Raw genomic sequence first — 25,089 nt, 5'->3', positions numbered from 1 at the left:
TAGGAGCGAGGCTTGCCCGCGAAGGCGCCCGCTCAGACGCCATCAAATCTCGCTTATATAGGTGCCGGTGCCTTTAAGTATGTTCTGCAGGGTCAATTCAACTTCCGCCAGATCGCCGGCATCGGTACTGTGAATGATCTCCAGCGAATCATCTCCATTCAACGCATCCGCATCCGCCGCCGCGATTTCAATCAGCAATCGGGTAGGGGTCAAGGTCACTTTCACGCCGTCAAGCGTCGAAGGCTCGCCGTCGAGGGTGATTTCCAGCTCGTCTTCGTCCGGGTAGCGGGTCATCAGGAACATGTCGCCCTGTTCGCTGTGGCAGCAGAGCATGGCCATGTTGTCTTCTTCGTCATCGCACGGGTTGACGATCAAGAGTGGGGTGGTCATTTGCATGGGAAAATCCTGGCTCGGCGAGCGTTGTGAACGCAATAAAAGGCGATTCTGCCAGCCCTCGGGAATTTCTGCTCGCCTGAGTGTCAGAGGATATGTCGTGAACACTTGGCGTGTGGCTGGTCATTTCTGGTACGGATGTGCCGTAAAACCGGGGATAAAACGCCCGTTTTCCCGCACGACTGCTAGTGTTGTTCGAGGCATATGACGCGAGCTGCGTACCGATGACCGAATATGTCGCAGCGCCGCAAGCACAGGCCTTGCCGCACTCGTTAAGCTGCGCATCGAGTGGATATCTGTAATGACATTGTGCAATTCATCGCACAGGCGTTTTTGCCGATAACCCTTCATGGAAGGTGAATGTGACCTGAGTGTCTCGTCCAGCTTCACCCACCTGTCATCCTGTTTCCTCTGCCCGAGAATCAGGAACAGGGTGACGGATCGCCCCGAAAGGGGTTTTGCACGCGACGCTTCCATCAATAACAAGCCCAAGCGGAGTACCACAGATGGCGTTCTTCACCGCAGCCAGCAAAGCCGACTTCCAGCACCAACTGCAAGCGGCACTGGCCCAGCACATCAGTGAACAGGCACTGCCACAAGTGGCGCTGTTCGCTGAACAATTTTTCGGCATCATTTCCCTGGACGAGCTGACCCAGCGTCGGTTGTCCGACCTCGCCGGCTGCACCCTTTCTGCGTGGCGCCTGCTTGAGCGCTTCGATCACGCGCAACCGCAAGTGCGCGTCTACAACCCGGATTACGAACGCCACGGCTGGCAGTCGACCCACACCGCGGTCGAAGTGCTGCACCACGACCTGCCATTTCTGGTGGACTCGGTGCGTACCGAGCTGAACCGTCGCGGTTACAGCATTCATACCCTGCAAACCACTGTGCTGAGCGTGCGTCGCGGCAGCAAGGGCGAGCTGCTGGAAATCCTGCCGAAGGGCACCCAGGGCGAAGGGATCCTGCAAGAATCGCTGATGTACCTGGAAATCGACCGTTGCGCCAACGCGGCCGAGCTCAATGTCCTGGCCAAAGAGCTGGAGCAGGTTCTCGGTGAAGTCCGCGTTGCGGTCACCGATTTTGAACCGATGAAAGCCAAGGTCCAGGAAATCCTGAGCCACCTGGACAGCAGCCAGTTTGCCGTCGATCCTGAAGAAAAAGCCGAAATCAAAAGCTTCCTGGAATGGCTGGTGGGTAACCACTTCACGTTCCTGGGCTATGAAGAATTCGTGGTTCGCGATGAAGTCGACGGTGGTCACATCGTCTACGACCAGGATTCCTTCCTCGGTCTGACCAAACTGCTGCGCACCGGCCTGACCTACGATGACCTGCGCATCGAAGACTACGCCGTGAACTACCTGCGCGAACCGACCCTGTTGTCGTTCGCCAAGGCTGCACACCCAAGCCGTGTACACCGTCCGGCCTACCCGGATTACGTGTCGATCCGTGAAATCGATGCCGACGGCAAAGTCATCAAGGAATGCCGTTTCATGGGCCTGTACACCTCCTCGGTGTATGGCGAGAGCGTGCGGGTCATTCCGTACATCCGCCGCAAGGTCGAAGAAATCGAACGCCGTTCCGGCTTCCAGCCCAAGGCTCACCTTGGCAAGGAACTGGCACAAGTAGTCGAAGTGCTGCCGCGCGACGATCTGTTCCAGACCCCGGTGGACGAGCTGTTCAGCACCGTGATGTCGATTGTGCAGATCCAGGAACGCAACAAGATTCGCGTGTTCCTGCGCAAAGACCCGTACGGCCGTTTCTGCTACTGCCTGGCCTACGTGCCGCGTGACATCTACTCCACCGAAGTGCGCCAGAAGATCCAGCAAGTGCTGATGGATCGCCTGAAAGCCTCGGATTGCGAGTTCTGGACCTTCTTCTCCGAGTCCGTGCTGGCTCGCGTGCAACTGATCCTGCGCGTCGATCCGAAGAACCGTCTCGACATCGATCCGGTTCTGCTGGAAAAAGAAGTGGTTCAAGCCTGCCGCAGCTGGCAGGACGATTACGCGAGCCTGACGGTTGAAAGCTTCGGTGAGGCGAGCGGCACCAACGTGCTGGCCGATTTCCCGAAAGGCTTCCCTGCCGGGTACCGCGAGCGCTTCGCCGCGCATTCGGCGGTGGTCGACATGCAGCACTTGCTGAGCCTGACCGAAAAAAATCCACTGGTGATGAGCTTCTATCAGCCACTGGGTCAGGTGTCCGGTCAACGCGAACTGCACTGCAAGCTGTATCACGCTGATACACCGCTGGCACTGTCCGATGTGTTGCCGATCCTGGAAAACCTCGGTCTGCGCGTTTTGGGTGAATTCCCGTATCGCCTGCGTCACAACAACGGCCGCGAGTTCTGGATTCACGATTTCGCGTTCACTGCTGCCGAAGGCCTGGAACTCGACATCCAGCAACTCAACGACACCTTGCAGGACGCGTTCGTCCACATCGTGCGTGGCGATGCCGAGAACGATGCGTTCAACCGTCTGGTGCTGACCGCCGGCCTGCCATGGCGCGATGTTGCGCTGCTGCGCGCCTACGCCCGTTACATGAAGCAGATTCGTCTGGGCTTCGACCTGGGTTACATCGCCAGCACCCTGAACAACCACACCGACATCGCTCGCGAGTTGACCCGGTTGTTCAAGACCCGTTTCTACCTGGCGCGCAAGCTGACCGGCGACGATCTGGAAGACAAGCAGCAACGCCTGGAACACGCGATCATTGCCGCGCTGGACGAAGTCCAGGTGCTCAACGAAGACCGCATCCTGCGTCGCTACCTGGACCTGATCAAGGCCACGTTGCGGACCAACTTCTACCAGACCGATGCGAACGGCAAGAACAAGTCCTACTTCAGCTTCAAGTTCAACCCGCACCAGATTCCCGAGCTGCCGAAGCCAGTACCGAAGTTCGAAATCTTCGTTTACTCGCCACGCGTCGAAGGCGTGCACCTGCGCTTCGGCAACGTTGCTCGCGGCGGTCTGCGCTGGTCTGACCGTGAAGAAGACTTCCGTACCGAAGTCCTGGGCCTGGTAAAAGCCCAGCAAGTGAAGAACTCGGTCATCGTGCCAGTGGGCGCCAAAGGCGGCTTCCTGCCGCGTCGCCTGCCGCTGGGCGGCAACCGTGACGAGATTGCGGCCGAGGGCATCGCCTGCTACCGCATCTTCATTTCGGGCCTGTTGGACATCACCGACAACCTGAAAGACGGCGCGCTCGTTCCACCGGCCAACGTCGTGCGTCATGACGACGATGACCCGTACCTGGTGGTCGCTGCGGACAAGGGCACTGCAACCTTCTCCGACATCGCCAACGGTATCGCCATCGACTACGGCTTCTGGCTCGGCGATGCATTCGCATCGGGCGGCTCGGCCGGTTATGACCACAAGAAGATGGGCATCACCGCCAAGGGCGCGTGGGTTGGCGTTCAACGTCACTTCCGCGAACGCGGCATCAATGTGCAGAAAGACAGCATCACCGTGGTCGGTGTCGGCGACATGGCCGGTGACGTATTCGGTAACGGTCTGTTGATGTCGGAGACGCTGCAACTGGTTGCCGCGTTCAACCACCTGCACATCTTCATCGACCCGAACCCGGAGCCTGCCAACAGCTTCGCCGAGCGTCAGCGCCTGTTCGACCTGCCGCGTTCGGCGTGGTCGGATTACGACACCAGCATCATGTCCGAAGGCGGCGGGATCTTCTCCCGTAGCGCGAAAAGCATCGCGATTTCCCCGCAGATGAAAGAGCGTTTCGACATTCAGGCTGACAAGCTGACCCCGACCGAACTGCTGAATGCCTTGCTCAAGGCGCCGGTAGACCTGTTGTGGAACGGCGGTATCGGTACTTACGTCAAAGCCAGCAGCGAAAGCCACGCCGATGTCGGCGACAAGGCCAACGATGCACTGCGCGTGAACGGCAACGAACTGCGCTGCAAAGTCGTGGGCGAGGGCGGTAACCTCGGTATGACCCAACTGGGTCGTGTCGAATTCGGTCTCAATGGCGGCGGTTCCAACACCGACTTCATCGACAACGCCGGTGGCGTGGACTGCTCCGACCACGAAGTGAACATCAAGATCCTGCTGAACGAAGTGGTTCAGGCCGGTGACATGACCGACAAGCAACGTAACCAGTTGCTGGCGAGCATGACCGACGAAGTCGGCAACCTGGTGCTGGGCAACAACTACAAGCAGACTCAGGCCCTGTCCCTGGCGGCACGCCGTGCTTTCGTGCGGATTGCCGAATACAAGCGCCTGATGAACGATCTGGAAGGCCGCGGCAAGCTGGATCGCGCCATCGAGTTCCTGCCGGCTGAAGAAGCGATCAACGAACGCCTCGCGGAAGGCCACGGCCTGACCCGTGCCGAGCTGTCGGTGCTGATCTCCTACAGCAAGATCGACCTCAAGGAAGCGCTGCTCAACTCCCAGGTGCCGGACGACGACTACCTGACGCGCGACATGGAAACCGCTTTCCCGCCGAGCCTGGTGAGCAAGTTCTCCGAAGCCATGCGCCGTCACCGTCTGAAGCGCGAAATCGTCAGCACCCAGATCGCCAACGATCTGGTCAACCACATGGGCATCACCTTCGTTCAACGACTCAAAGAGTCGACCGGCATGAGCCCGGCGAACGTGGCTGGCGCTTATGTGATCGTGCGTGACATCTTCCACCTCCCGCACTGGTTCCGTCAGATCGAAGCCCTGGATTACCAGGTTTCCGCCGACGTACAACTGGAGCTGATGGACGAGCTGATGCGTCTGGGCCGTCGCGCCACACGCTGGTTCTTGCGTGCCCGTCGCAACGAGCAGAACGCTGCCCGTGACGTCGCGCATTTCGGCCCGCATCTGAAGGAGTTGGGTCTCAAGCTCGACGAACTGCTGAGCGGCGAGATCCACGAGAACTGGCAGGCCCGCTATGAGGCGTACGTCGAAGCCGGTGTGCCGGAGTTGCTCGCGCGCATGGTGGCTGGCACTTCGCACCTGTACACGCTGCTGCCGATCATCGAGGCTTCCGACGTGACCGGCCAGAACCCTGCGGACGTGGCCAAGGCTTACTTCGCCGTGGGCAGCGCGCTGGACATCACCTGGTACCTGCAACAGATCAGCGCTCTGCCGGTTGAAAACAACTGGCAGGCCCTGGCCCGTGAAGCGTTCCGTGATGACGTCGACTGGCAGCAACGTGCGATTACCATCTCGGTCCTGCAACAGGGCGACGGCACCCAGGACGTGGAAACACGCCTGGCGCTGTGGATGGAAGAGCACAAAGGCATGATCGAACGCTGGCGCGCCATGCTGGTCGAGATCCGTGCGGCGAGCGGCACTGACTACGCGATGTATGCGGTGGCCAACCGTGAGTTGCTGGATCTGGCGTTGAGTGGGCAAGCGGTAGTGCCTGCACCTGTCACTGCAGCTGCCGAGCTGGAACCGGCTGCCTGATCAGGCGATGAATGAAAAAGCCCCGCATTGAGAGATGCGGGGTTTTTTTTGCCTGGAGGTTTTGTGTTGTCTGGTCGGGCCTCATCGCGAGCAGGCTCACTCCTACATTTGAAATGCATTCCAATGTGGGAGTGAGCCTGCTCGCGATGAGGGCATTCGCCTCAGTACAACTTAGTGCTTGTTGAATTATCGATCATCGACACTTTATCTGTCGGTCTGGTCAATAAATTACTGAGCGACTGGTCAAACTTCTGCAGTGCCCGAACTTGCACATTCTGTTGTTCATTAATATCCGCCACTATCTCTTCACTGCGTTTGTAATCGGCCCATACCGGACTCAGCGCTCTCGCATCATGTCCTTGTGCAGTGCCAATGTAATTGAAGTTCGCGTCATAGAACTCCGCACTCACATTCGCCTCGATATCCGAACTGCGCGACGTCATCAACTGGCTGCGGGTGTCGACGATGGCGACCACGTCCGGCTTCGCCGCTCTGAGGCTTTGCATGTCCGGGTACACCGTTACCGAGCCAAACTGGCGTTGCAAGGATGCCTTGACCCAATCCACCGCATGGTCTGGTCGGGAGGTGGCCACGTAGGCGTCGTGGATCGGCTGCACCAGCAGACTTTGGCCGAAACCGGTGCCGGCGTTGGCCTGATAGTGCTGCAGGTAGGCGCGGTTGGCCTGGGTGTTGCGGCTGTAGACGATACCCAACGAAACATGGCCGCCATTGGGAACCTGCGTGGCACTGCTGCGGCCAACCGGCTCAGTAAAGAGGCCGTCCAGCGAAGACACCGCTTTGGGCGCGGTGGGAACCGAGCAGCCCGTCAATAGAACGGTTATTGTTAATGTACTGACAAGCGCAAGTTTCATGGTGTTTCTCCAGTGAAACAACTTGAGTCGCAAAGTTGTAGTGCCGGGTTGTCCGGCGTGTTTCCAGACTAAACCTGTCGCCGCTGAATGAAATAGCCATCACTGCGCTTATTGAGTGGCCAATAGTTTAATTGGGTTTAAAACATGACCGGTAATTGCATCGGGAAATAAAAAGCCCCAAAAGGTTGATTCGGCCCGTTTTATTTATGGCTATCCGTTCAGCTATCAGTTTTCCAATGGGATCAACACTTTCTCGTCCGGGGACAAAACCATGAACACCAACAGTTTGGCAGGCTTGGTTGCGCTGGCGTTTTTCGAGACCAAGTGTTCCGAACCAGCCGGTTCGTACCAATATTGTCCAGTCTTGTAGGTGATCGCTTTCTCGCCCTTCACTTGAGAAATGATCGAGCCTGAAAGGACGTACGCCATGGCAGTGCCTTCATGTTTATGGGCAATCGAGGATTGGCCGGGCTTGTAGTCGACCTCGATCATCATGGCTTTTTTGCCGGGCACGTTTTTCAGCGCTTCATCCTGCAAAACCGTGACTTTCTCTGAAGGGCCTTCGTGAGCAATGGCGGCCGCTGAAACGGTCAGGGCAAGGGCGACTAGCGGAGCAGCAAGGAAACGCAAAGCTTTCATGGTTCTTTACCTGCGGTGGTTAGTTGTCAGAACCAACGATAGTCCGCAGGTGAAGCCAATCAAACAGCCAATATTCGTGAAGGTGAGGGGACCAATCCAGCCCCGGGATTTTTGTAGCAGCTGCCGAGCAGCGCGAGGCTGCGTTCGGCTGCGAAGCAGTCGTAAAATCAGGTCGCGCGGTGTGTCATGAGTACCGCGTGCGCCGGGTTTACGACTGCTCCGCAGCCGAACGCAGCCTCGCGCTGCTCGACAGCTGCTACAGGGGTTCAGCGAATCGGGAAGCTGTTGAAGTCCACGGCGTTCGCCAATTGTTTGTCGATCAGGCCAATAAAGCCTTGTACTTCAGGGCAGTTGAAATGCGATTGCATGGCCGCTTCCGATTGCCAGTGGGCGCTGACGGTCCAGCGGTTGCTGTCCTCTGGGCAGCGGTCGACCATATAGGAATCACAGCCCGGTTGTTGACGCAGGGTGTCGACAATCTTTTGCAGTTGCTTACCCAGTTCTTCCGAGCGGCCGGCGGCGGCCTGAACCTGTACGGTATTGATCACTTCGTTGGACATTGCTCACACTCCTGAATCAGGCCGGACGAATCCTGCTCACTGAGGGATAACGCCTATGCAGGATAGGCCTGCACCTTGGGACCGCCAATAGCCAATCGCCGGATAAAGCCGCAGACCAATCGATCAGGCCACCTGCTGCAAAATGTCGCGCAGCCGGTCCAGGGCGATGTCGATGTCCAGGGTCTCGATGGCACCAAAGCCCAGGAAAAGCCCGGCCCGCGGCGTTTGCTGGTAGAAAAAGCTGTCGATCGCGTAGAGCCCGACTTCGACTTTTTTGGCCAGTTCGATCACCAATGGAATATCGATAGGCACTTTGCACATAACCACCATGTGGAAGCCGGCCGTGGTGGGCACAGGTTCGAGCCAGGGTGAAAGGTCGCCGGCCATGCGCGTCAGGATCCGCTCGCGACGCCCGGCATAGATCGTATGGCAGCGCCGGATGTGCTTGAGCAGGCAGCCTTCGGCGATGAATTTGGCCAGCGCCCATTGGGGCAGGGTGGAGGTGTGCAGGTCGGTGAGCTGCTTGGCGCGGATCACGGCTTCAAGAATCGCCGGCGGCAAAACTGCATATCCGAGCCGTAGCTCCGGCAACATGGTTTTCGAAAAAGTCCCGACGTAGGCGACGATGCCGCGCTCATCCATGCTTTGCAGTGAATCGGTAGGGCGGCCCTCGTAGCGGAATTCGCTGTCGTAATCGTCCTCGATGATGATCGCGCCCAACTCATGGGCCCGCTCCAGCAGTGCCACCCGGCGCGCCTGACTCATCGGCATGCCCAGCGGGAACTGGTGGGACGGCGTGACGTAAATCAGCCGGGTGCCCAGAGGGATTTTATCCACCTCAATCCCTTCAGCATCCACCGGCACCCCGATCACCGTGGCCCCGTGGGTGCCAAACAATAAGCGTGCCGGCGGATAGCCGGGGTCTTCCATGGCGACAATGCTGCCTGGACGCGTCAGAACCCGGGAGATCAGGTCCAGCGCCTGTTGCGCGCCGTTGCACACCACCACGTCTTCGTCCTGGCAATTGACCCCGCGAGAAAACGCGATATGCCGGGCGATAGCATTGCGCAGTGCCGGAAGGCCTTCGGGCAGGCTGTAGAAGCCCTTCGAAGCGGCTATCTGGCGCAACGCGTGGGAGGTACAGCGCCGCCAATCGTCCTGCGGAAACTGGCCTTTGCTGGTCGCGCCACCGATGAAGTCGTAGCGTAACGAGCCTTCCAGGGTCGGGTGACGCAGAAACACCGGCAGGTTGCGCCAGGACTCGATCACTTTAAAGCTCGCCAACTGTGAATGGCTTTGCTTGGGGGCAGCTTTGGCTGTCCGGGCATTGACGTAAGTGCCTTTGCCGATCACCCCGGTGAGGAAGTTTTCGTAGGTCAGTTGTGCATAGGTGTCGGAAATGGTCTTGCGCGAAATGCCCAGTTGTTCGGCCAGCAAACGGCTGGGCGGCAATTGCGTCCCGGCTGCCAGACGACCGGATTCAATGGCGCTGCGCAGTTGGTTGTACAACTGGCCTGCCAGGTCCTTGCGGCCGTTGATGACAACATGAAGTTCCATACCGGCGAGGCTCCTGGGGCGATTGAGGCGCGTGTGCGTCGCGCCAGATTACCCGCATGAGCCGACGTGCAGAAGTTGCGTGGGCGAAAAATCCCGGATTGGTCTGCTGTCGAATGGTCCACGGCTTTTTCGCTGAATTGGATCTGTAACGTCCGCGCATCAGCGCCTAACTTGGAAGTCTCTATTTGATCCAAGAGGGTCGCCCCATGAGTTCCCGCCTGGATTACTACAGCGCATCGCCCAAGGCGATGAAAGCGATGATTGCCATGGAAGCCTTGACCAGCAACCTCAGCATCGAGCCGGCCTTGCTGCATTTGATCAAGATCCGCGCCTCGCAACTCAATGGCTGCGCCTTCTGCACCGACATGCATTCAGTGGACGCACGGCGCCTCGGCGAGACCGATCGGCGCCTGTATTCGATTGTGGTGTGGCGCGACAGCGGCTTCTTCAACCCTCGCGAACGCGCGGCGCTGGCCTGGACCGAAGCGGTGACCTTACTCTCTGAAAGCCATGTGCCGGACGACGTCTACGCCCTGGCCCGGGAGCAGTTCAACGAAAGCGAAATGGTCGATTTGACCATCGCGGTCACCACCATTAACAGCTGGAATCGCCTGGCGGTGAGTTTTCGGCAAACGCCCAGTACCTGATCACTTTGCGTTGAGCAGTGGCGAAGTCCCGGTGACCGGCGCGGGCCGTTGCGGTTTCACGGACGTACCGAACGTATTGCCCATGCGCGTACTTGTCGCGGCCGGGGTCGCCAGGCCGACTTGATTCGGTGGCCGTTTGTTCAGCGGCACATTCATGGCCTCCCGGTTGTTTTTTGCTGCCGTCGCGCCATCGGTGTTGCCGCCCATTTGCTGGCTCAGGCAGTTGTAGTCCGGTGCCTTGTAACCGGCGACCGTAACGTCAACGCACCCCAACGGTTCCTCGGCTTGAACCGCTGTCAGTGCGCTGATCAGCAGCACGCCGGCTGTCACCCGCCATACATGTTTCATTGAAGGCCTCCTGGCCGGCCGCGAACGGGCCGCTCTGGAGCCTGAGTCTAATGCAAAGCGGTCAGACGGCTCGTGATGGTTTTTTTGCACCGGCCGTCACATCAGATTCATATACAGCCCTCAGGATGACGGTTTTCAGGGGTACGTCAGCCGTGCATCAAGGCAGAGCCAGGGACGGGCGCCAGGCTTTAACGATTCACCTTCGCCAGGCTTGCCTGGCGTTGCTGTTTTGGCTGACGTCGTCGGCATTGGCTGCCGGCACGGTTGATTCGCACGCAATACTGGACCTGGAGATCCCGGCCCAGGAGCTGGCCAGCGCGCTTGAACAGTTCAGCCGTGCAACCGGCATGGCGGTCCTGGTGGATCGCCAGCTGAGTCGCGGTCGTCGCTCCGTTGCAGTCAAAGGGCGCCTGAGTGCGACCGATGCCTTGAACCGGATGCTCGGTGGCAGTGGCCTGATGGCTCGGTATGCCCGAGCGGATGCCTTCACCTTGCAAGTGGCGCAGGTCGCCGACGTGCCAACGCTTGCAGAGACGGTCACCCATACTACGGCGCTGTCCGGCAGCAGTTATGCCACGGCGATTCAAGCAGCGATCGAACGCAGTCTGTGTCGCTCGTCACTGACCCGGCCCGGGACTTTTCGGGCCTTGTTGCAACTGTGGATCGGCCGTGACGGCGTGGTGCAGCACAGCCGTCTTGTCAGTTCTACAGGTGATGTCCAGCGCGATTCGGCGTTGGTGGAAAGTTTACGCGACCTCAACATCGAACGTCCGGCGCCCAGTTCTCTGGGGCAGCCGGTCACGCTGCTTTTGCTACCGCAATCGTCAGGAAAACGCATGGAATGCACACAATGGGAAGGAGTTTCCGGGGGATGAAAGACACCGGACAAAGTTCGATGGTCAGGCTGTTCCTGACGTCCTACGACGATTTCAAGGTGCGCCTGCGCCGGCGCCTGGGGTCGGAGGATCTGGCCAATGACGTCCTGCACGAGACCTATTTGCGGGTCGACCGCATGGAAACACCGCCGAACATCGCCCAGCCTAATGCCTACCTCTATCGCATGGCGCTGAACATCGCGGCAGACAGGCGCCAGTCGGATGCCCGGTTGCTGACCGGCAGCGAAGTGGAAGAGTTGCTGCACATCTCGGACGAAGCGCTCGACCCGGCACGGGTGGTGGGCGGCCAGCGAGAAATCCAGTCTTTGCTCAACGCGTTGTATGAGCTGCCGGCGCGCCGACGCAAAATCTTCATCGCCGCACGCCTGGAAGAGGCTCCGCACCTGGAAATCTCCCGGCGTTTCGGGATTTCCACGCGAATGGTCGAGAAGGAAATCAAAGCCGCTTTGGGCCACTGCGCCGCACGCCTTGAAAGAAAAGTGGTTCAGCGGTTCGGTCCCGGCGCGGGAAAACCGTCTTGATAGAAGAGTCCAGATAATTCGTGAGTATCGCCGCGCTTGAAAATCTTCCATATGTCATCTCCTGAGGCGACACCCCAGGATCCGCTGCAAAGCGAAGCCATGGACTGGTTGATCCTGTTGACCTCGGGTCGGGCGACCGTCGCCGATGCCCGGGCCTTGCGTCAGTGGTGCGCACAGAGCCCCGAGCATGCCCGTGCGTTTGAGCAAAGCAAGCGGCTGTGGCAGCAATTGCAGCCTGCCACCGAGCGCTTGCAGAGCCCGCGCCATTTTGGCCGACGGGCATTTCTCGGTGGGGCGATCGCGGCCTCTGCGGCATTTTTTCTGATTCGCGCCACCGTGCCCGGGGGCTTCTCCGGGCTGGGAGCCGATTACATCACCGAAGTCGGCGAGCAACGCCGTGTGGATCTGGCAGATGGCGTGAGCCTGGAGCTCAACACTCAGACACGCATCAACCAGCGCGACAGTGCCGATGGCCGTCGCCAACTGGTGTTGCTCAGCGGCGAAGTCGAAGTCCAGGCGCGAACCCCCGCGACGCTGAACATGCAGGCCGGGGCAGGGTGGTTGAGTGCCAGTCAGGCCCGGTTCAATCTGCGCAACACCGACCAGAGCGTGTGCGTCACTTGCCTGGACGGCGCGTTGCAGGTGGATGTTCTGGGGCGCAGCATTCGCCTGGAGGCAGGTCAACAACTGACCTATGACGTGCAGCACGTCAGCGCGCCGCAAACGGTCGACACCTTGGCGGTGGTTGCCTGGCGTCAACAAGTGCTGGTGTTCAACGATGCCACGTTGTCGACGGTCATCGATGAGATCAACCGCTACCGCCCCGGCATGTTGCTGCTGCTCAACAGCGAACTGGGCAAACGCAAAGTACAGGCACGCTTCAGCCTCGATCAACTGGCGGGAGTGGCGTTGTTGATTCGTGATGCTTACGGAGTCAAGTGCACCGAATTGCCGGGTGGGGTGGTGGTGCTCAGCTGATGGCTGGCTGGGGCAGAAGGTGTTTCGACTGACGTCATCGCGAGCAGGCTCGCTCCCACATTGGGTCTTCGGTGAATAGGGATTCGGGTATGCGACAGATCCATTTGGGAGCGAGCCGGCTCCGGGCGGCGTTCCGACGAAGAACGATGACGCGGTCTGTCAGACTTACTCCAAAGGCCCCATCACCTGCCGATATTTTTCGATCCCCTGAGGCGTTTGCCGCGTCAGGCTGATCTCGATCCCCAACGGATCTTCCATGCGGTTACCACTGAGTTTGCGCCAACCCTTGTCGGCCTCCCAGACCCGCAAAGCCGCCTCACTCACCTCATTAAGCACCGCCACGCCCCCGGTGGGTGCCGGTAGCGGGTACTGAGTGCGCGAGGGTGCTTGCGCCCGATACAGCGTGTCGCCCTTGAGCCACCAGCGGACCCGCTGCAACGCACCATTACCGTCAGCTGAGACGCGAATCACGTCCAGGCGAAAACCCTTGCCGTCGGTGCTGCGCACGGTCAATGCCGCAGGCGCGCTGGAAGGCTCATTATCGACACCGGGCTGCACCGGCTCGGTCAATTCGATGCTGGCGCGCATCGCCACATCGCGCTCCATCTGGTTCAACGCGCGCAGCAGGGCTTCGGTTTGTCCGGTGCTGGCCTGTAAATGCGCGTCGGCCCGGGTGACGCTGTCCAGGCCCCGCCAGGCGATCAGGCTGACGACCGCCATCAGCATGATCGCCACCATGACTTCGATCAGGGTAAAACCTTGTTGGGCCTTCATTGGACACTCACTTGACCGGCAGCGCTGCGTTGCACACTGATGCTGTTGAGGCCGTCCGACAGCGTCACCTGCAAAGGCGGGTTGATCCATTCTGCGTTCAGCACGACTTTTTGCCTGGACGCCACGCGCACTTTCAGCCCGGGCGTCTGCCAGGGACGAGGGTGCAGTTGTGGGTCGCTCTTGAAATGGTCGAAGCCTTTGTCGCTGTCGTTGCGCCGACTGAAGTGATAACCCTTGGCGTCGGCCAGCCAGGTGATCGCTCGGCCATCGCTGCGCGCTTCGGCCTGCGCCACTTGCAGCAGTTGCGCGACACGCTCGGCATCCTTGCGCAATAAATGCAGCGGGTCCGGTTTGATGCTCAGGCTGATGGCCGCGCTGGCGATGCCGATGATCACCAGCACCACCATCAACTCGATCAGCGTGAAGCCCTGTTGTTTGAAACCATTCATCAACTGCGCGCTCCTTTGCGTCGTTTTTTATCCTGACGGTTGAAGATGATGGGCGTGTGAAATAAAAACGTGAGAATTGCGCTGTAGGCTCTGAGCAGGGACTAAAAGGAGATTCAGCCCATGTTGTTTACCGATCGGTTTTCACCGGCCCAGTGTGTCCAGGCCATTGCCTTGCTCGCCGCATTAGCCGGCGTTGTCACCTGGTCATCGCTGCTGCTCACGTCCGCCGAATCCAGAACCCCGGACGCCGCCCCGCAACTGCTCGCCCCACGCACCGATAACCCGGCACTGCAATGGTTTTCCAACCAGCCGGCAGCCACTGATATCAAAGTCAGCGGTGTGCTGGCGGGGAGCCGTGGGGCCGTGGCCATCCTCAGCCTCAACGACGGCCCGCCCCGCAGCTTTCTGGTGGGCGAGCGCGTGAGCCAAGGGGTGAAAGTCGTGGCCATCGAGGGTGACGCCGTGGTGATCGAACGCGGCACCGAGCGAACCCGCCTGCTGCTCGGCAAGCTGGCAGTGTCACCGTTGCTGCCCGTGTTGACCCAACCGTAGTCCCCACTCCCTGGAAGGCCGCGTTGCGGGCTCATTTCGTTGGCGGCCGGCTCAACAGGGTGTCGAGCCGCGCCAGTGGCGGCGCATCACGACTGCGGTCGAACACTTGCAGGTCGACCCGTAGCAAGCGGCCATTTTGCGCGTTGCCAATCGCCTGCTCACAGCGCAACAACAGCCTTCCCTGATCGCATTCCATCGCTTTCGCGCCCAGCGGCAATCGGCCTTCCAGTCGCAGTTCGGCCATACGACTCTGCGCCGCCAGCAGCGCGATCGATTTGTCGCGCAACATGCCATTGCTCTGGGTCATCAACCCGGATACCCGCACGGCGGCGGACATCGCGACGGCGATGATCGCCAGCGCCACCAGCACTTCAATCAAAGTAAAACCGGCTTGTCGGGGAGGGCTGCGCATCGGGTTCTCGAGCGGTCTGGACAGCGCTTTACAGTAGCGCCCGGGCTTGACCGCTTGACGACCAAAGCTCCCGTGAATTTTCAACATCACTGACATATCTTCTTGCAACACTGCGCGTCGAATCGAATCAAGCCAGGGAATGTCGAGATGGATATCGCGCACTTCAAGTTGCTGGATCACAAGCCCCGTCTGCCTCGCGGGCAACAAGGCTTCACCCTGATCGAGATCATGGTGGTGGTGGTTATTCTCGGGATTCTGGCGGCAATGGTGGTGCCCAAGGTGCTGGACCGCCCGGACCAGGCACGGGCCACGGCCGCCAAGCAAGACATTGGCGGGCTGATGCAAGCCTTGAAGTTGTATCGCCTCGACCACGGCACTTATCCCAACATGACTCAGGGGCTGAAAGTGTTGGTGGAAAAGCCGGCGGATGCCAAGAACAGCAACTGGCGTTCGTACCTGGAGCGGTTACCCAATGACCCTTGGGGCCGGCCTTACAACTACCTGAATCCGGGTGCGAACGGCGAAGTCGATATCTTCTCTCTCGGTGCCGACGGCCAGCCCGATGGCGAGGGCGTGAATGCCGATATCGGCTCCTGGCAGCTGTAAGCGCGACCATGAAAGCGTATTCGCTGACAGCGGCGAAGCAGCGCGGCATGGCGATCATCAGCGCCTTGTTGATCGCGGCGGTGGTGGCGGTGATCGCCGGTGGCATGCTCACCCGGCAAACCGTGTTTACCCGCAGCCTTGAGGCCGAACAGTCAAGGGTGCAGGGCGCTTGGGTGCTGCAGGGCGGCATCGAAATCAGCCGACAGTTACTGTGGGAGGCCCGCCAGCGTGACCCGTTGACGCGACTCGATCAGCCGTGGGCGCAACCTGTGCTGATGCCGCGCTACGACGCCCGCGACTTGCCGTTCGAAGGCCGGCTGGAAGACGAGCAGGGCAAATTCAACCTGCGCAATCTGATCGCCAATGAGCGGGTCGATGAAGAGCAATTGGCGAATTTCCAGCGTCTGTGTCAGTCGATCGGGATCAATGCGGGCCTGAGTCAGCGCATCATCCAGCGGGTTATCGCTTCGTATCCGCGATTGTTGAATCCTGAGCTGGCCGACAAGGCACCTTCCAAAAGCGCCTTTGACAGTGGCCGCGATACTTCGCCCAATGCCGCGCGGAAACCGCAATTGCCCACCCGTCCCATGCTGCGCAGCCTTGATGACTTGATCAGTGTCGAAGGGATGGACCCGGCGCTTCTGGCAAAAATGGCGCCTTACCTTACGGTTTTGCCGGCTAACACCTGGCTCAATGGCAATACCGCCAGCGCACCGGTGCTGGCCGCCTATGTGCCGGGCCTGTCGATCCAGCGCGCGACCGCGTTGATCGCTGAGCGTGACGGCGGCCAGTGGTTTATCAATCGTGGTGATTTCGTCAACCGACTGCGCATGCCGCAACTTGAAGTCACGACCCTTAAAGTCGGCATCACCAGTGACTGGTTCCGTTTGCGCGGCAAGGTTCGCAGCGCTCAGCGTCGGGTCAGCCTCGACGCCTTGCTCCATCGCAACGAAGACCGTTTACCCCAGGTGATCTGGTCACGGGTGGGCGTATGAGTCAGCTGCGCGTTGCCTTGCCCCCGCTGGCCGACCTGACTCTGGACAGCCCGCTGCAGTTCGCCTGGCTGGACCGTCAGGGGCAGTTGACTCGTGAGGGGCAAAGTACGTTGTTGCAATTGGGCCAGGGCGGCAAGACCCCGCCGATTGCGTTTTTTCTGCACCCGCAGGACAGCCTTTTAGCGAGTATCGATTTACCGATCCTGTCCGCCAGCAAGACCGTCGCGGCGGTGCAATGTGCGGCGCAGGCGTTGATCCTCGGGGCGTGCGAGCAGATGCACATCGCCCATAGCCCAAGGGATGAACAGGGCCGGGTGCATATTGCATGGCTGTCCCGTGAGTGGCTGACCCGCTTTGGTCAACTGCTGCGAACGGCGCGGTTGACCCTGCGCGGGGTGTACTCGGCGGCCTATTGTCTACCCGTGATGGACGGCCCCGTGGCGAGTGTCCGTGACGGTCACCTGATGGTGCGTTACAGCCTTCAACACGTGGTGGTGCATCCGGCAATGGATGAAGCGCTGAGCGATGTGTTGCTGGAGGCCGGTGATGGCGTGCGGTGGGTTGGCGACACGCTGGCGGATGCGACCGTCACTCAGCTACCGGCCGAGCAGCGCTGGACCGGTGCCTTGCCCGGTTGGGGCATACACGGCGGGATTTCTCAACGCACAGGCAGTCAACCGGGTTGGGGCCGAGCCGCCATTTTCTGTGCAGTCGCGGTGGCGGTCTGGACCCTGGGCTTGAACCTGTACGCCGCCCGTGAAGCGGCGCAAGGGCAACAATTAAAGACGCAGATGAATCAGCGGGTAAAGCAGGCCTTTCCAGAGTTGCCAGTGATCCTCAACCCGCTGCAACAAGCCCGTCAGCAATTGGCTGCGCGCCACAGCGGTGCCGCGACTGAACCGACCCAGCGCTTTGCCAGCCTGGTATTGCAGGCCGGCAGCGGCATGCCTTTGATGGCGGGCAGCGTTCAAGGCCTGGTGTTTGAAAACGGTGAATTACAACTGAGCCTGTTGGCCGATACACGCAAAAGTCCGGCTCACCAGCCGTGGCAAACCGCGCTGACTCAGGCCGGCATCGACGTCATTGCCACCGACGAAGGCTGGACCCTGCGTCCAGCCAGCACTACCGCAACCCCCGACACCGCCTCCGGAGCCGACGATGAGTAAGCCGTCCTTCGCGAAATATCGCGCCCGCTGGCAGCACTTCAACAGCCGGACCCGCCAGTTGTGGCAGGGCCTGGCCTTGCGTGAGAAACGCATGGTGGGCAGCACGGCGGTGGTGCTGGCAGGCTTGGCGAGCTGGCTTCTACTGATTCAGCCAGCGCTGAAAAAGATCGATTACTGGCAAGCCGAAACCCCGAAGTTACGCACTCAGACCGAAACGCTTGAGGTGCTGTTGCGTGAAGTGGCGCGTCCGGTTGACGGACAAAGTCTCGAACTGTCACTGCGCCAGAACCTCGACGCCAGCGGCATGGCCGGGCACTACCAGTTACAGCCGCCGGAGACGGCCACGCCACAGGCCTGGCACCTGACGTTCGAAGCAGCGCCAGCGGATGCCGTGATCGGTTGGCTGCTGGGCAATCCCCGACAATTTTTGCTCGAGGTGGTGGAGGTTCGTTTGCAGCGCGCAGGCGATCCTCTGCCCAATGACACGGCAGGCACTCTGTCTGGAACCGTTCGCATGAATCAGGCGCTCGGCGCTAAGGAAGCTTCATGAAGTGGTCAGGTTCTCTGTATGTGCGCCATTGCCGCAAGGCTGCGCCGTTTTTGTTGCTGGCGCTGGGAGCGTGCAGCAACACTGCAACTTCGCCGCAACCCCCGTTACTGGTGGACAGCGAGTTAGGACGCCCATTGGCCGAAACCCAGCGCAACGACGATCCCTTGGCGGAGCGCCAGCGGCTCCAGGCGCAGCTCAAGCAGCCACCGGGGGTGTTGCATAAAATCACCACGCCGGGGCGCAGCAACCCGGCGCCGGCGGGCGCTGCGTCGGCGAGCAATCCGCTGGGCAATCAACCGGTGACGCTGAATTTCGTCGACGTCGATATCCCGGCGGTGATTCGTGCATTGTCCCGCTCTACCGGGCGCCAGTTTCTGGTCGATCCCCGAGTCAAGGGCAACCTGACCCTGGTCTCTGAAGGTGAGGTGCCGGCGCATCAGGCCTACGACATGTTGCTGTCGACATTACGCATGCAGGGCTTCAGCGTGGTCGATGTCGGCGGCGTTTCCCACGTGGTGCCGGAGGCCGACGCCAAGTTGCTTGGCGGGCCGATTTACAGCGCCGACAAACCGGCTGCCAACGGTATGCTGACCCGCACCTTTCGCCTGCAGTACGAAAACGCGGTGAACCTGATACCGGTGCTGCGCCCGATCGTTTCACCGAACAACCCGATCAATGCCTATCCCGGCAACAACACCATCGTGGTGACCGATTACGCCGAGAACCTGACGCGGGTGGCGCAGCTGATCCAGGGTATCGACACGCCGAGTGCCATTGACACCGACGTGGTGCAGATCCAGAACGGTATCGCCGCAGACATTGCCGGCATGGTCTCGGACTTGCTGGAGGCCCCGGGCAACGACCCGACGCAGAAGATTTCGGTGATCGGTGACCCGCGCTCCAACTCGATCATCATCCGTGCCGGCAGCCCGGAACGCACCGAGCTGGCGCGCAACCTGATCTACAAACTCGACAATGCGCAAAGCAACCCGAGCAATCTGCACGTGGTGTACCTGCGTAATGCTCAGGCGGCGAAACTGGCTCAGGCCTTGCGCGGCTTGCTTACCGGTGAAAGCGACAGTGGCAGCAGCGACGGTGCGCGCTCGGTACTCAGCGCGATGGGCAGCAGCACCAATGGCGGGCAGAACGGACAAGGTGGCAACGCCAGCAGCACCGGGACACAAACCCCACTGTCGGGGGCTTCCACCAGCGGCAATGGTTACGGCCAGGGCGGCGCTGCCTCCGGGGCTCAGGCGGGGAGCGGCCAGCAGAATGATCAGAGCGTCGCTTTCAGTGCCGGTGGCGTGACCATTCAGGCCGATGCAACCACCAACACCTTGCTGATTTCGGCTCCGGACCCGGTGTATCGCAACCTGCGCGAGGTGATCGATATGCTCGACCAGCGTCGCGCACAAGTGGTGATCGAGAGCCTGATCGTCGAAGTCGGTGAGGACGATGCCAGCGAATTCGGTGTGCAATGGCAGACCGGCAATCTGGGCGGCAGCGGTGTCATTGGCGGTGCCAATCTGGGTGGCACGGGGATCAACCTCAATGGCAAGACCAGTATCGACGTGCTGCCCCAAGGCCTGAATCTCGGGTTGGTAAACGGCACGGTCGACGTGCCCGGCATCGGCAAGATCCTCGACCTCAAAGTCCTCGCCCGCGCCTTGAAGAGCAAGGGCGGCACCAACGTGCTGTCGACGCCGAACCTGCTGACCCTCGACAACGAAGCCGCGAGTATTTTTGTCGGCCAGACCATTCCGTTTGTCAGCGGCAGCTACGTCACCGGCGGTGGTGGCACCAGCAATAATCCGTTCCAGACGGTGACCCGCGAAGAGGTTGGTCTGAAGCTCAACGTCCGCCCGCAGATTTCCGAGGGCGGCACCGTCAAGCTCGATATTTACCAGGAAGTCAGCAGCATCGATGAGCGAGCCTCAAACAGTGCGACAGCGGCGGGCATTGTCACCAACAAACGCGCGATTGATACCAGCATCCTGCTCGATGACGGGCAGATCATGGTGCTCGGTGGCCTGCTGCAGGATGGTTATAGTCAGAGCAACGACGCCGTGCCGTGGCTCTCGACCATTCCCGGGATCGGCGCACTGTTTCGCAACGAGCGCCGGGCAATCACCAAGACCAACCTGATGGTGTTCCTGCGGCCGTACATCATTCGCGACAGCGCGGCGGGGCGCAGCATCACCCTTAACCGTTATGACTTCATGCGCCGCGCCCAGGGTGGGCTGCAACCTGAGCGCAGCTGGGCGATGCCGGATATGCAGGCACCGCAGTTACCGACGACGGCGCAGGGTGTTCCCGCTGCTGTGCCGGCCTCCGCCACGCAACCCCGGGCGACCATTCGTGCGGTGCCGATCCAATGAACACGCCGCCCCCAGTAGCAGCTGGCGCCATGTGGCGAGGGGATTTATCCCCGTTGGGCTGCGAAGCGGCCCCAGCAGTTCGTTTGCAACACGCGCTTACAGGATTGACGACTGCTGCGCAGCCGAACGGGGATAAATCCCCTCGCCACATGGCGCCAGCTGCTACAGGGGACGTGGGGAACTCATTGATCAAGGGGGCCTGTTCATGAGCGCATTACCCTACGCCTGGGCCAAGGCTCAACGGATTGTGTTGCGCAATGGCGAGGAGGGCGCGGTGCTGACCGTGTGTCCGTCGACACCGGGCTGGTCGATCAGTGAAGTTCGGCGCCAGTTCGGGCCGGCGCGGCTGGAGCGGGTGCGCGACGAGGAGCTCGATGGATTGCTCGCCAGCGCTTACGCCGACACGGGCAGCGCGGCGGCGGTGGTCGGCGCGGCGGAAAACGAAGTCGATCTCGACCGGTTGATGCAGGACATCCCGGAAATCACCGACTTGCTCGACACGCAGGACGGCGCGCCGGTAATCCGCATGATCAATGCCTTGCTCACGCAAGCCGCGCGCGACGAGGCCAGTGACATTCACATCGAACCCTATGAAAGCCACTCGGTGGTGCGCTACCGGGTCGATGGCACGCTGCGTGACGTGGTGTCGCCGCGCAAGGCGCTGCACGGTGCACTGGTCTCGCGGATCAAGATCATGGCGCAACTCGACATCGCGGAAAAACGCCTGCCACAGGACGGACGCATTGCCTTGCGCGTGGCCGGTCGGCCAATCGATATTCGCGTTTCCACCGTGCCCACCGGCCACGGCGAACGGGTGGTGATGCGCCTGCTGGACAAACAGGCCGGGCGCCTGCAATTGGAGACCCTGGGCATGGACGCCCAGGTGTTGGCCAGACTGGATAGCCTGATCCGCCAGCCCCACGGCATTGTGCTGGTCACCGGCCCGACCGGCAGTGGTAAAACCACCAGCCTGTATGCGGCGCTGGCCCGGCTGGACGCCAGCACCAGCAACATCCTCACCGTCGAAGACCCGGTGGAATACGACTTGCCGGGCATCAGCCAGATTCAGGTCAACGCCAAAATCGACATGACCTTTGCCCTCGCGCTGAGGGCAATCCTGCGCCAGGACCCGGACATCATCATGATTGGCGAGATCCGCGATCTCGAAACTGCACAAATCGCCGTGCAGGCATCGCTCACCGGACACCTGGTATTGGCGACCCTGCACACCAACGATGCGGTCTCGGCCGTCAACCGACTCATCGACATGGGCGTTGAACCGTTCTTGCTGGCGTCATCAATGCTCGGTGTCCTCGCGCAACGCCTGGTGCGACGGCTGTGTCAGCACTGCAAACAGGAGGACCCGACGGTCCCCGGGACCTGGCGCCCGGTTGGCTGTGCCGTGTGCAACCAAACCGGCTACAGCGGGCGGACCGGTATTCATGAGTTGTTCTGCATCGACGACGACATTCGCAGCCTGATTCATCAGGGTGCCGGCGAGCAGGCATTAAGGGCCGCTGCCCGTCAGGCCGGGATGTTCAGCATGCGCGAAGATGGCGAGCGTTGGGTGCGCAGCGGCACCACTGCGCCGGAAGAAATCCACCGCGTGACACGGGATGCCTGATGAACCGCTACCGTTTTGAAGCCGCCGATGCCACCGGCAAGATTGAGACCGGGCACCTTGAGGCCGACAGCCAGAGTGCTGCGTTCGGTGTACTGCGCAGCCGTGGAATGACCGCGTTGCTGGTGCAGATTGAAAACAACACCCCTGCGAGCGGTGGTGGCGGTATGTTCAACGCCAGGCTCTCAGACAACGATTTAGCCTGGGCCACCCGGCAACTGGCGAGCCTGCTCGGCGCCAGCCTGCCGCTGGAAGCCGCGTTGAGCGCGACGGTTGAACAAGCCGAACGCAAACACATCGCCCAGACGTTGAGCGCGGTACGCGCCGATGTTCGCAGTGGCATGCGCCTGGCTGAAGCGCTGGCGGCGCGCCCCCGGGACTTTCCAGAGATCTATCGGGCGTTGATTGCGGCGGGCGAGGAGTCCGGCGACCTGGCGCAGGTCATGGAGCGGCTCGCCGATTACATCGAAGAACGCAACAACCTGCGGGGCAAGATCCTGACGGCGTTCATCTATCCGGGCGTCGTCGGGCTGGTATCGATTGCCATCGTGATCTTTCTGCTCAGCTACGTGGTGCCGCAAGTAGTCAGCGCGTTCTCACAGGCCCGCCAGGATTTGCCGGGACTGACGCTGGCGATGCTCAACGCCAGTGATTTTATTCGCGGTTGGGGCTGGTTGTGTTTCAGCGTGATCACCAGTGGCTTCTGGGGTTGGCGCTTGTATTTGCGCAACCCGGCGGCACGCCTGAGCTGGCACAGCCGGATCCTGCGCTTACCGCTGTTCGGGCGATTTGTCCTGGGGCTGAACACCGCACGTTTCGCCTCGACCCTGGCGATTCTCGGCGGCGCTGGCGTGCCGTTGTTGCGTGCGCTGGAAGCGGCCCGCCAGACCTTGTCCAACGATCGGCTCAGCCTGAGTGTCAGCGACGCCACCGCCAAGGTGCGCGAGGGCGTTAACCTGGCGGCAGCGTTGCGGGTCGAGAAAGTCTTCCCGCCGGTATTGATCCACTTGATCGCCAGTGGCGAGAAAACCGGCTCGCTGCCACCGATGCTGGAGCGCGCGGCGCAAACCCTGTCCCGAGACATCGAACGCCGGGCAATGGGCATGACTGCGCTGCTCGAACCACTGATGATCGTGGTCATGGGCGGGGTGGTGCTGGTGATCGTGATGGCGGTGCTGCTGCCGATTATCGAGATCAACCAACTGGTGCAGTGAAGGCGCAAAGCCAGGATCACTGACCACAAGCTCCTGGATTATTTTCTGCTGATCCACGCCTCACCCGACCCCGATCCCTCCCTCCTCGGGTTCGTCGTTCTGTCATGTACAACGACGAATCAAGCCCTCCAGCCGACCTTTGGCCAATCCTTTCAAACCCGCGCGCCAGACGCCCCTGACAGCGCCTCCAAACACCCGAGAATTCGCTGGAAAATCACCGCGTACCTCCCGAGGTTTTTTCCTTTCTCTGTCACCGGAAGCTGCGAGTTTCTACTCCATGGCCTCACCCCCACGGACTTGAGCGCCATGGCGTCATGCACGAGCAACTCACTCAACGTACGAACACGACGAAAGGAGATTCTTCATGTTTAAGCGCAACGTTCTCGCGGTATCCCTGACCCTCGCTGCCCTGTGCTCGGCACAGGCTGCAATGGCTGACATCAATGGTGGTGGCGCGACCCTGCCACAACCGCTGTACCAGACCACTGGCGTACTGACCACTGGCTTCGCCGCCTACATCGGTGTCGGCAGCGGCAACGGCAAGGCTGCCTTCCTGAACAACGATTACACCAAGTTCGTGGCCGGCACCACCGGCAAGAACGTGCATTGGGCCGGTAGCGATTCCAAACTCAGCGCTACCGAATTGAGCAACTATGTGTCGGCGCATGGCGCTGCCTGGGGTCCACTGATCCAGGTGCCTTCGGTGGCCACTTCGGTTGCCATTCCGTTCAACAAGGCCGGCACCGCCAACGTTGATCTGAGCGTCAACCAGCTGTGCGGCGTGTTCTCCGGCCGTCTGACCGACTGGAGCCAGATCACCGGTTCGGGCCGTACTGGCGCGATCAATGTGGTTTACCGTAACGAAAGCAGCGGCACCACTGAGCTGTTCACTCGCTTCCTGAACGCCAAGTGTGCTGAAACCGGCACCTTCGCCGTCACCACCAGCTTCGCCTCCAGCTACTCGGGTGGCTTGCCGGCCGGTGCCGTTCCAGCCGTGACCAGCCAAGGCGTGATGGATGCCTTGAATGCCGTTGACGGTCGCATTACCTACATGAGCCCGGACTACGCAGCACCAACACTTGCTGGCCTGGACGACGCCACCAAAGTCGCCAAGGTCGCCGGTGTATCGCCAGCTCCCGCTAACGTTTCGGCCGCTATCGCCGCCGTCGCCGTGCCGGCTGCTGCCAACCTGTCCAACCCGAACGCCTGGGTCCCAGTGTTCGCCGCCACCACCAACCCGTCCGATCCAAGCGTTGTCGCTTACCCAACCACCGGCTACCCGATCCTGGGCTTCACCAACCTGGTGTTCAGCCAGTGCTACGCCGACGCGACCCAGACCACACAGGTTCGTGCGTTCTTCAACCGTCACTACGGTGCCCTGGCTGCGAACAACAACGACGCAGCCATCAGCAGCAACCGTTTCGTGCCACTGCCTTCGGCCTGGAAAACCGCTGTACGTAACAGCTTCGTCACCGCCTCCAGCGGCCTGAGCATCGGTAACACCAGCGTCTGCAACGCCATCGGTCGTCCGCTGTAACCCTCGCTTCAACGAC

The 25,089-nt window shown here is 60.7% G+C and carries 23 protein-coding genes; 14 read left to right on the top strand and 9 right to left on the bottom strand.

The window, feature by feature from the left end:
* Nucleotides 1–42: 42 nt before the first annotated feature.
* Nucleotides 43–396, bottom strand: a complete 354-nt coding sequence (locus ACYZTY_RS14685; RefSeq protein WP_461959120.1) for a hypothetical protein — start codon at nt 394–396, stop codon at nt 43–45.
* 503 nt (nt 397–899) lie between these two features.
* Here ACYZTY_RS14685 and ACYZTY_RS14680 point away from each other — a divergent pair.
* A complete protein-coding gene (locus tag ACYZTY_RS14680) occupies nt 900–5,801 on the top strand; it encodes an NAD-glutamate dehydrogenase (protein WP_461959119.1) in 4,902 nt (1,633 codons plus the stop codon).
* A gap of 161 nt (nt 5,802–5,962) precedes the next feature.
* On the opposite strand, the gene ACYZTY_RS14675 is transcribed toward ACYZTY_RS14680, so the two are convergent.
* The 4 genes from ACYZTY_RS14675 to pdxR form a co-directional block, all read right to left on the bottom strand.
* Nucleotides 5,963–6,673, bottom strand: a complete 711-nt coding sequence (locus ACYZTY_RS14675) for an ATPase (protein ID WP_461959118.1) — start codon at nt 6,671–6,673, stop codon at nt 5,963–5,965.
* Nucleotides 6,674–6,898: 225 nt separating this feature from the next.
* Nucleotides 6,899–7,312, bottom strand: coding sequence for a cupin domain-containing protein (locus ACYZTY_RS14670; protein WP_461959117.1), 414 nt, complete (start codon nt 7,310–7,312; stop codon nt 6,899–6,901).
* A gap of 266 nt (nt 7,313–7,578) precedes the next feature.
* A complete protein-coding gene (locus tag ACYZTY_RS14665; protein ID WP_461959116.1) occupies nt 7,579–7,872 on the bottom strand; it encodes an antibiotic biosynthesis monooxygenase family protein in 294 nt (97 codons plus the stop codon).
* Between the two features lie 123 nt (nt 7,873–7,995).
* Nucleotides 7,996–9,429 carry a MocR-like pyridoxine biosynthesis transcription factor PdxR gene (gene pdxR / locus ACYZTY_RS14660; RefSeq protein WP_461959115.1) on the bottom strand — a complete coding sequence of 478 codons (1,434 nt, stop codon included), beginning with the start codon at nt 9,427–9,429 and terminating at the stop codon, nt 7,996–7,998.
* Between the two features lie 206 nt (nt 9,430–9,635).
* On the opposite strand from pdxR, the gene ACYZTY_RS14655 reads away from it, so the two are divergent.
* The gene (locus ACYZTY_RS14655) at nt 9,636–10,076 is read left to right on the top strand and encodes a carboxymuconolactone decarboxylase family protein (RefSeq protein ID WP_461959114.1); all 441 of its coding nucleotides are present in this window, start codon (nt 9,636–9,638) and stop codon (nt 10,074–10,076) included.
* On the opposite strand, the gene ACYZTY_RS14650 is transcribed toward ACYZTY_RS14655, so the two are convergent.
* On the bottom strand, nt 10,077–10,424 hold the full coding sequence (locus tag ACYZTY_RS14650; protein WP_461959113.1) for a hypothetical protein: 348 nt from the start codon (nt 10,422–10,424) through the stop codon (nt 10,077–10,079).
* Nucleotides 10,425–10,576: 152 nt separating this feature from the next.
* On the opposite strand from ACYZTY_RS14650, the gene ACYZTY_RS14645 reads away from it, so the two are divergent.
* From ACYZTY_RS14645 to ACYZTY_RS14635, 3 genes are read left to right on the top strand one after another with little or no spacing between them, the layout of a single operon-like run.
* Nucleotides 10,577–11,299, top strand: coding sequence for an STN domain-containing protein (locus ACYZTY_RS14645; RefSeq protein WP_461959112.1), 723 nt, complete (start codon nt 10,577–10,579; stop codon nt 11,297–11,299).
* Nucleotides 11,296–11,841: an RNA polymerase sigma factor gene (locus ACYZTY_RS14640; protein ID WP_461959111.1), complete on the top strand. Its 546-nt coding sequence runs from the start codon at nt 11,296–11,298 to the stop codon at nt 11,839–11,841. The genes ACYZTY_RS14645 and ACYZTY_RS14640 overlap by 4 nt, the downstream gene beginning before the upstream one ends.
* Nucleotides 11,842–11,892: 51 nt before the next feature.
* Nucleotides 11,893–12,819, top strand: a complete 927-nt coding sequence (locus ACYZTY_RS14635; RefSeq protein ID WP_461959110.1) for a FecR family protein — start codon at nt 11,893–11,895, stop codon at nt 12,817–12,819.
* Between the two features lie 165 nt (nt 12,820–12,984).
* Here the strand turns inward: ACYZTY_RS14635 and ACYZTY_RS14630 are convergent, their stop codons facing one another.
* Both ACYZTY_RS14630 and gspH read right to left on the bottom strand, forming a co-directional pair.
* Nucleotides 12,985–13,593, bottom strand: coding sequence for a PulJ/GspJ family protein (locus ACYZTY_RS14630; protein ID WP_461959109.1), 609 nt, complete (start codon nt 13,591–13,593; stop codon nt 12,985–12,987).
* Entirely contained in the window at nt 13,590–14,042 is a 453-nt protein-coding gene (gene gspH, locus ACYZTY_RS14625; RefSeq protein WP_461959108.1) for a type II secretion system minor pseudopilin GspH, read from the bottom strand. Before gspH ends, ACYZTY_RS14630 begins: the two co-directional genes overlap by 4 nt.
* A gap of 120 nt (nt 14,043–14,162) precedes the next feature.
* Between gspH and ACYZTY_RS14620 the strand changes: the two genes are divergently transcribed.
* Nucleotides 14,163–14,594, top strand: coding sequence for a type II secretion system protein N (locus ACYZTY_RS14620; protein WP_461959107.1), 432 nt, complete (start codon nt 14,163–14,165; stop codon nt 14,592–14,594).
* 31 nt (nt 14,595–14,625) lie between these two features.
* Here ACYZTY_RS14620 and gspI read toward each other — a convergent pair whose 3' ends face one another.
* Nucleotides 14,626–15,006, bottom strand: coding sequence for a type II secretion system minor pseudopilin GspI (gene gspI / locus ACYZTY_RS14615; protein ID WP_461959106.1), 381 nt, complete (start codon nt 15,004–15,006; stop codon nt 14,626–14,628).
* Between the two features lie 147 nt (nt 15,007–15,153).
* Here gspI and gspG point away from each other — a divergent pair, with 147 nt between their 5' ends.
* The 8 genes from gspG to ACYZTY_RS14575 all read left to right on the top strand — a co-directional run bounded on the left by gspG (nt 15,154) and on the right by ACYZTY_RS14575 (nt 25,073).
* Nucleotides 15,154–15,612, top strand: coding sequence for a type II secretion system major pseudopilin GspG (gene gspG / locus ACYZTY_RS14610; RefSeq protein ID WP_461959105.1), 459 nt, complete (start codon nt 15,154–15,156; stop codon nt 15,610–15,612).
* 8 nt (nt 15,613–15,620) lie between these two features.
* Nucleotides 15,621–16,607: a type II secretion system minor pseudopilin GspK gene (gene gspK / locus ACYZTY_RS14605; protein WP_461959104.1), complete on the top strand. Its 987-nt coding sequence runs from the start codon at nt 15,621–15,623 to the stop codon at nt 16,605–16,607.
* Nucleotides 16,604–17,773 carry a type II secretion system protein GspL gene (gene gspL, locus ACYZTY_RS14600; RefSeq protein ID WP_461959103.1) on the top strand — a complete coding sequence of 390 codons (1,170 nt, stop codon included), beginning with the start codon at nt 16,604–16,606 and terminating at the stop codon, nt 17,771–17,773. The genes gspK and gspL overlap by 4 nt, the downstream gene beginning before the upstream one ends.
* On the top strand, nt 17,766–18,323 hold the full coding sequence (gene gspM / locus ACYZTY_RS14595; protein ID WP_461959102.1) for a type II secretion system protein GspM: 558 nt from the start codon (nt 17,766–17,768) through the stop codon (nt 18,321–18,323). Before gspL ends, gspM begins: the two co-directional genes overlap by 8 nt.
* Nucleotides 18,320–20,701 (top strand): type II secretion system secretin GspD, encoded by a 2,382-nt coding sequence (gene gspD / locus ACYZTY_RS14590; protein ID WP_461959101.1) that lies wholly within the window; start codon nt 18,320–18,322, stop codon nt 20,699–20,701. Before gspM ends, gspD begins: the two co-directional genes overlap by 4 nt.
* A gap of 205 nt (nt 20,702–20,906) precedes the next feature.
* Nucleotides 20,907–22,325, top strand: a complete 1,419-nt coding sequence (gene gspE / locus ACYZTY_RS14585; RefSeq protein WP_461959100.1) for a type II secretion system ATPase GspE — start codon at nt 20,907–20,909, stop codon at nt 22,323–22,325.
* The gene (gene gspF, locus ACYZTY_RS14580) at nt 22,325–23,536 is read left to right on the top strand and encodes a type II secretion system inner membrane protein GspF (protein WP_461959099.1); all 1,212 of its coding nucleotides are present in this window, start codon (nt 22,325–22,327) and stop codon (nt 23,534–23,536) included. The genes gspE and gspF overlap by 1 nt, the downstream gene beginning before the upstream one ends.
* 364 nt (nt 23,537–23,900) lie before the next feature.
* Nucleotides 23,901–25,073: a substrate-binding domain-containing protein gene (locus ACYZTY_RS14575; RefSeq protein ID WP_461959098.1), complete on the top strand. Its 1,173-nt coding sequence runs from the start codon at nt 23,901–23,903 to the stop codon at nt 25,071–25,073.
* The last annotated feature ends 16 nt before the right edge of the window (nt 25,074–25,089 follow it).

The organism is Pseudomonas sp. LB1P83 (assembly GCF_054897885.1).
This window is presented reverse-complemented; position numbering and strand designations above follow the sequence as displayed.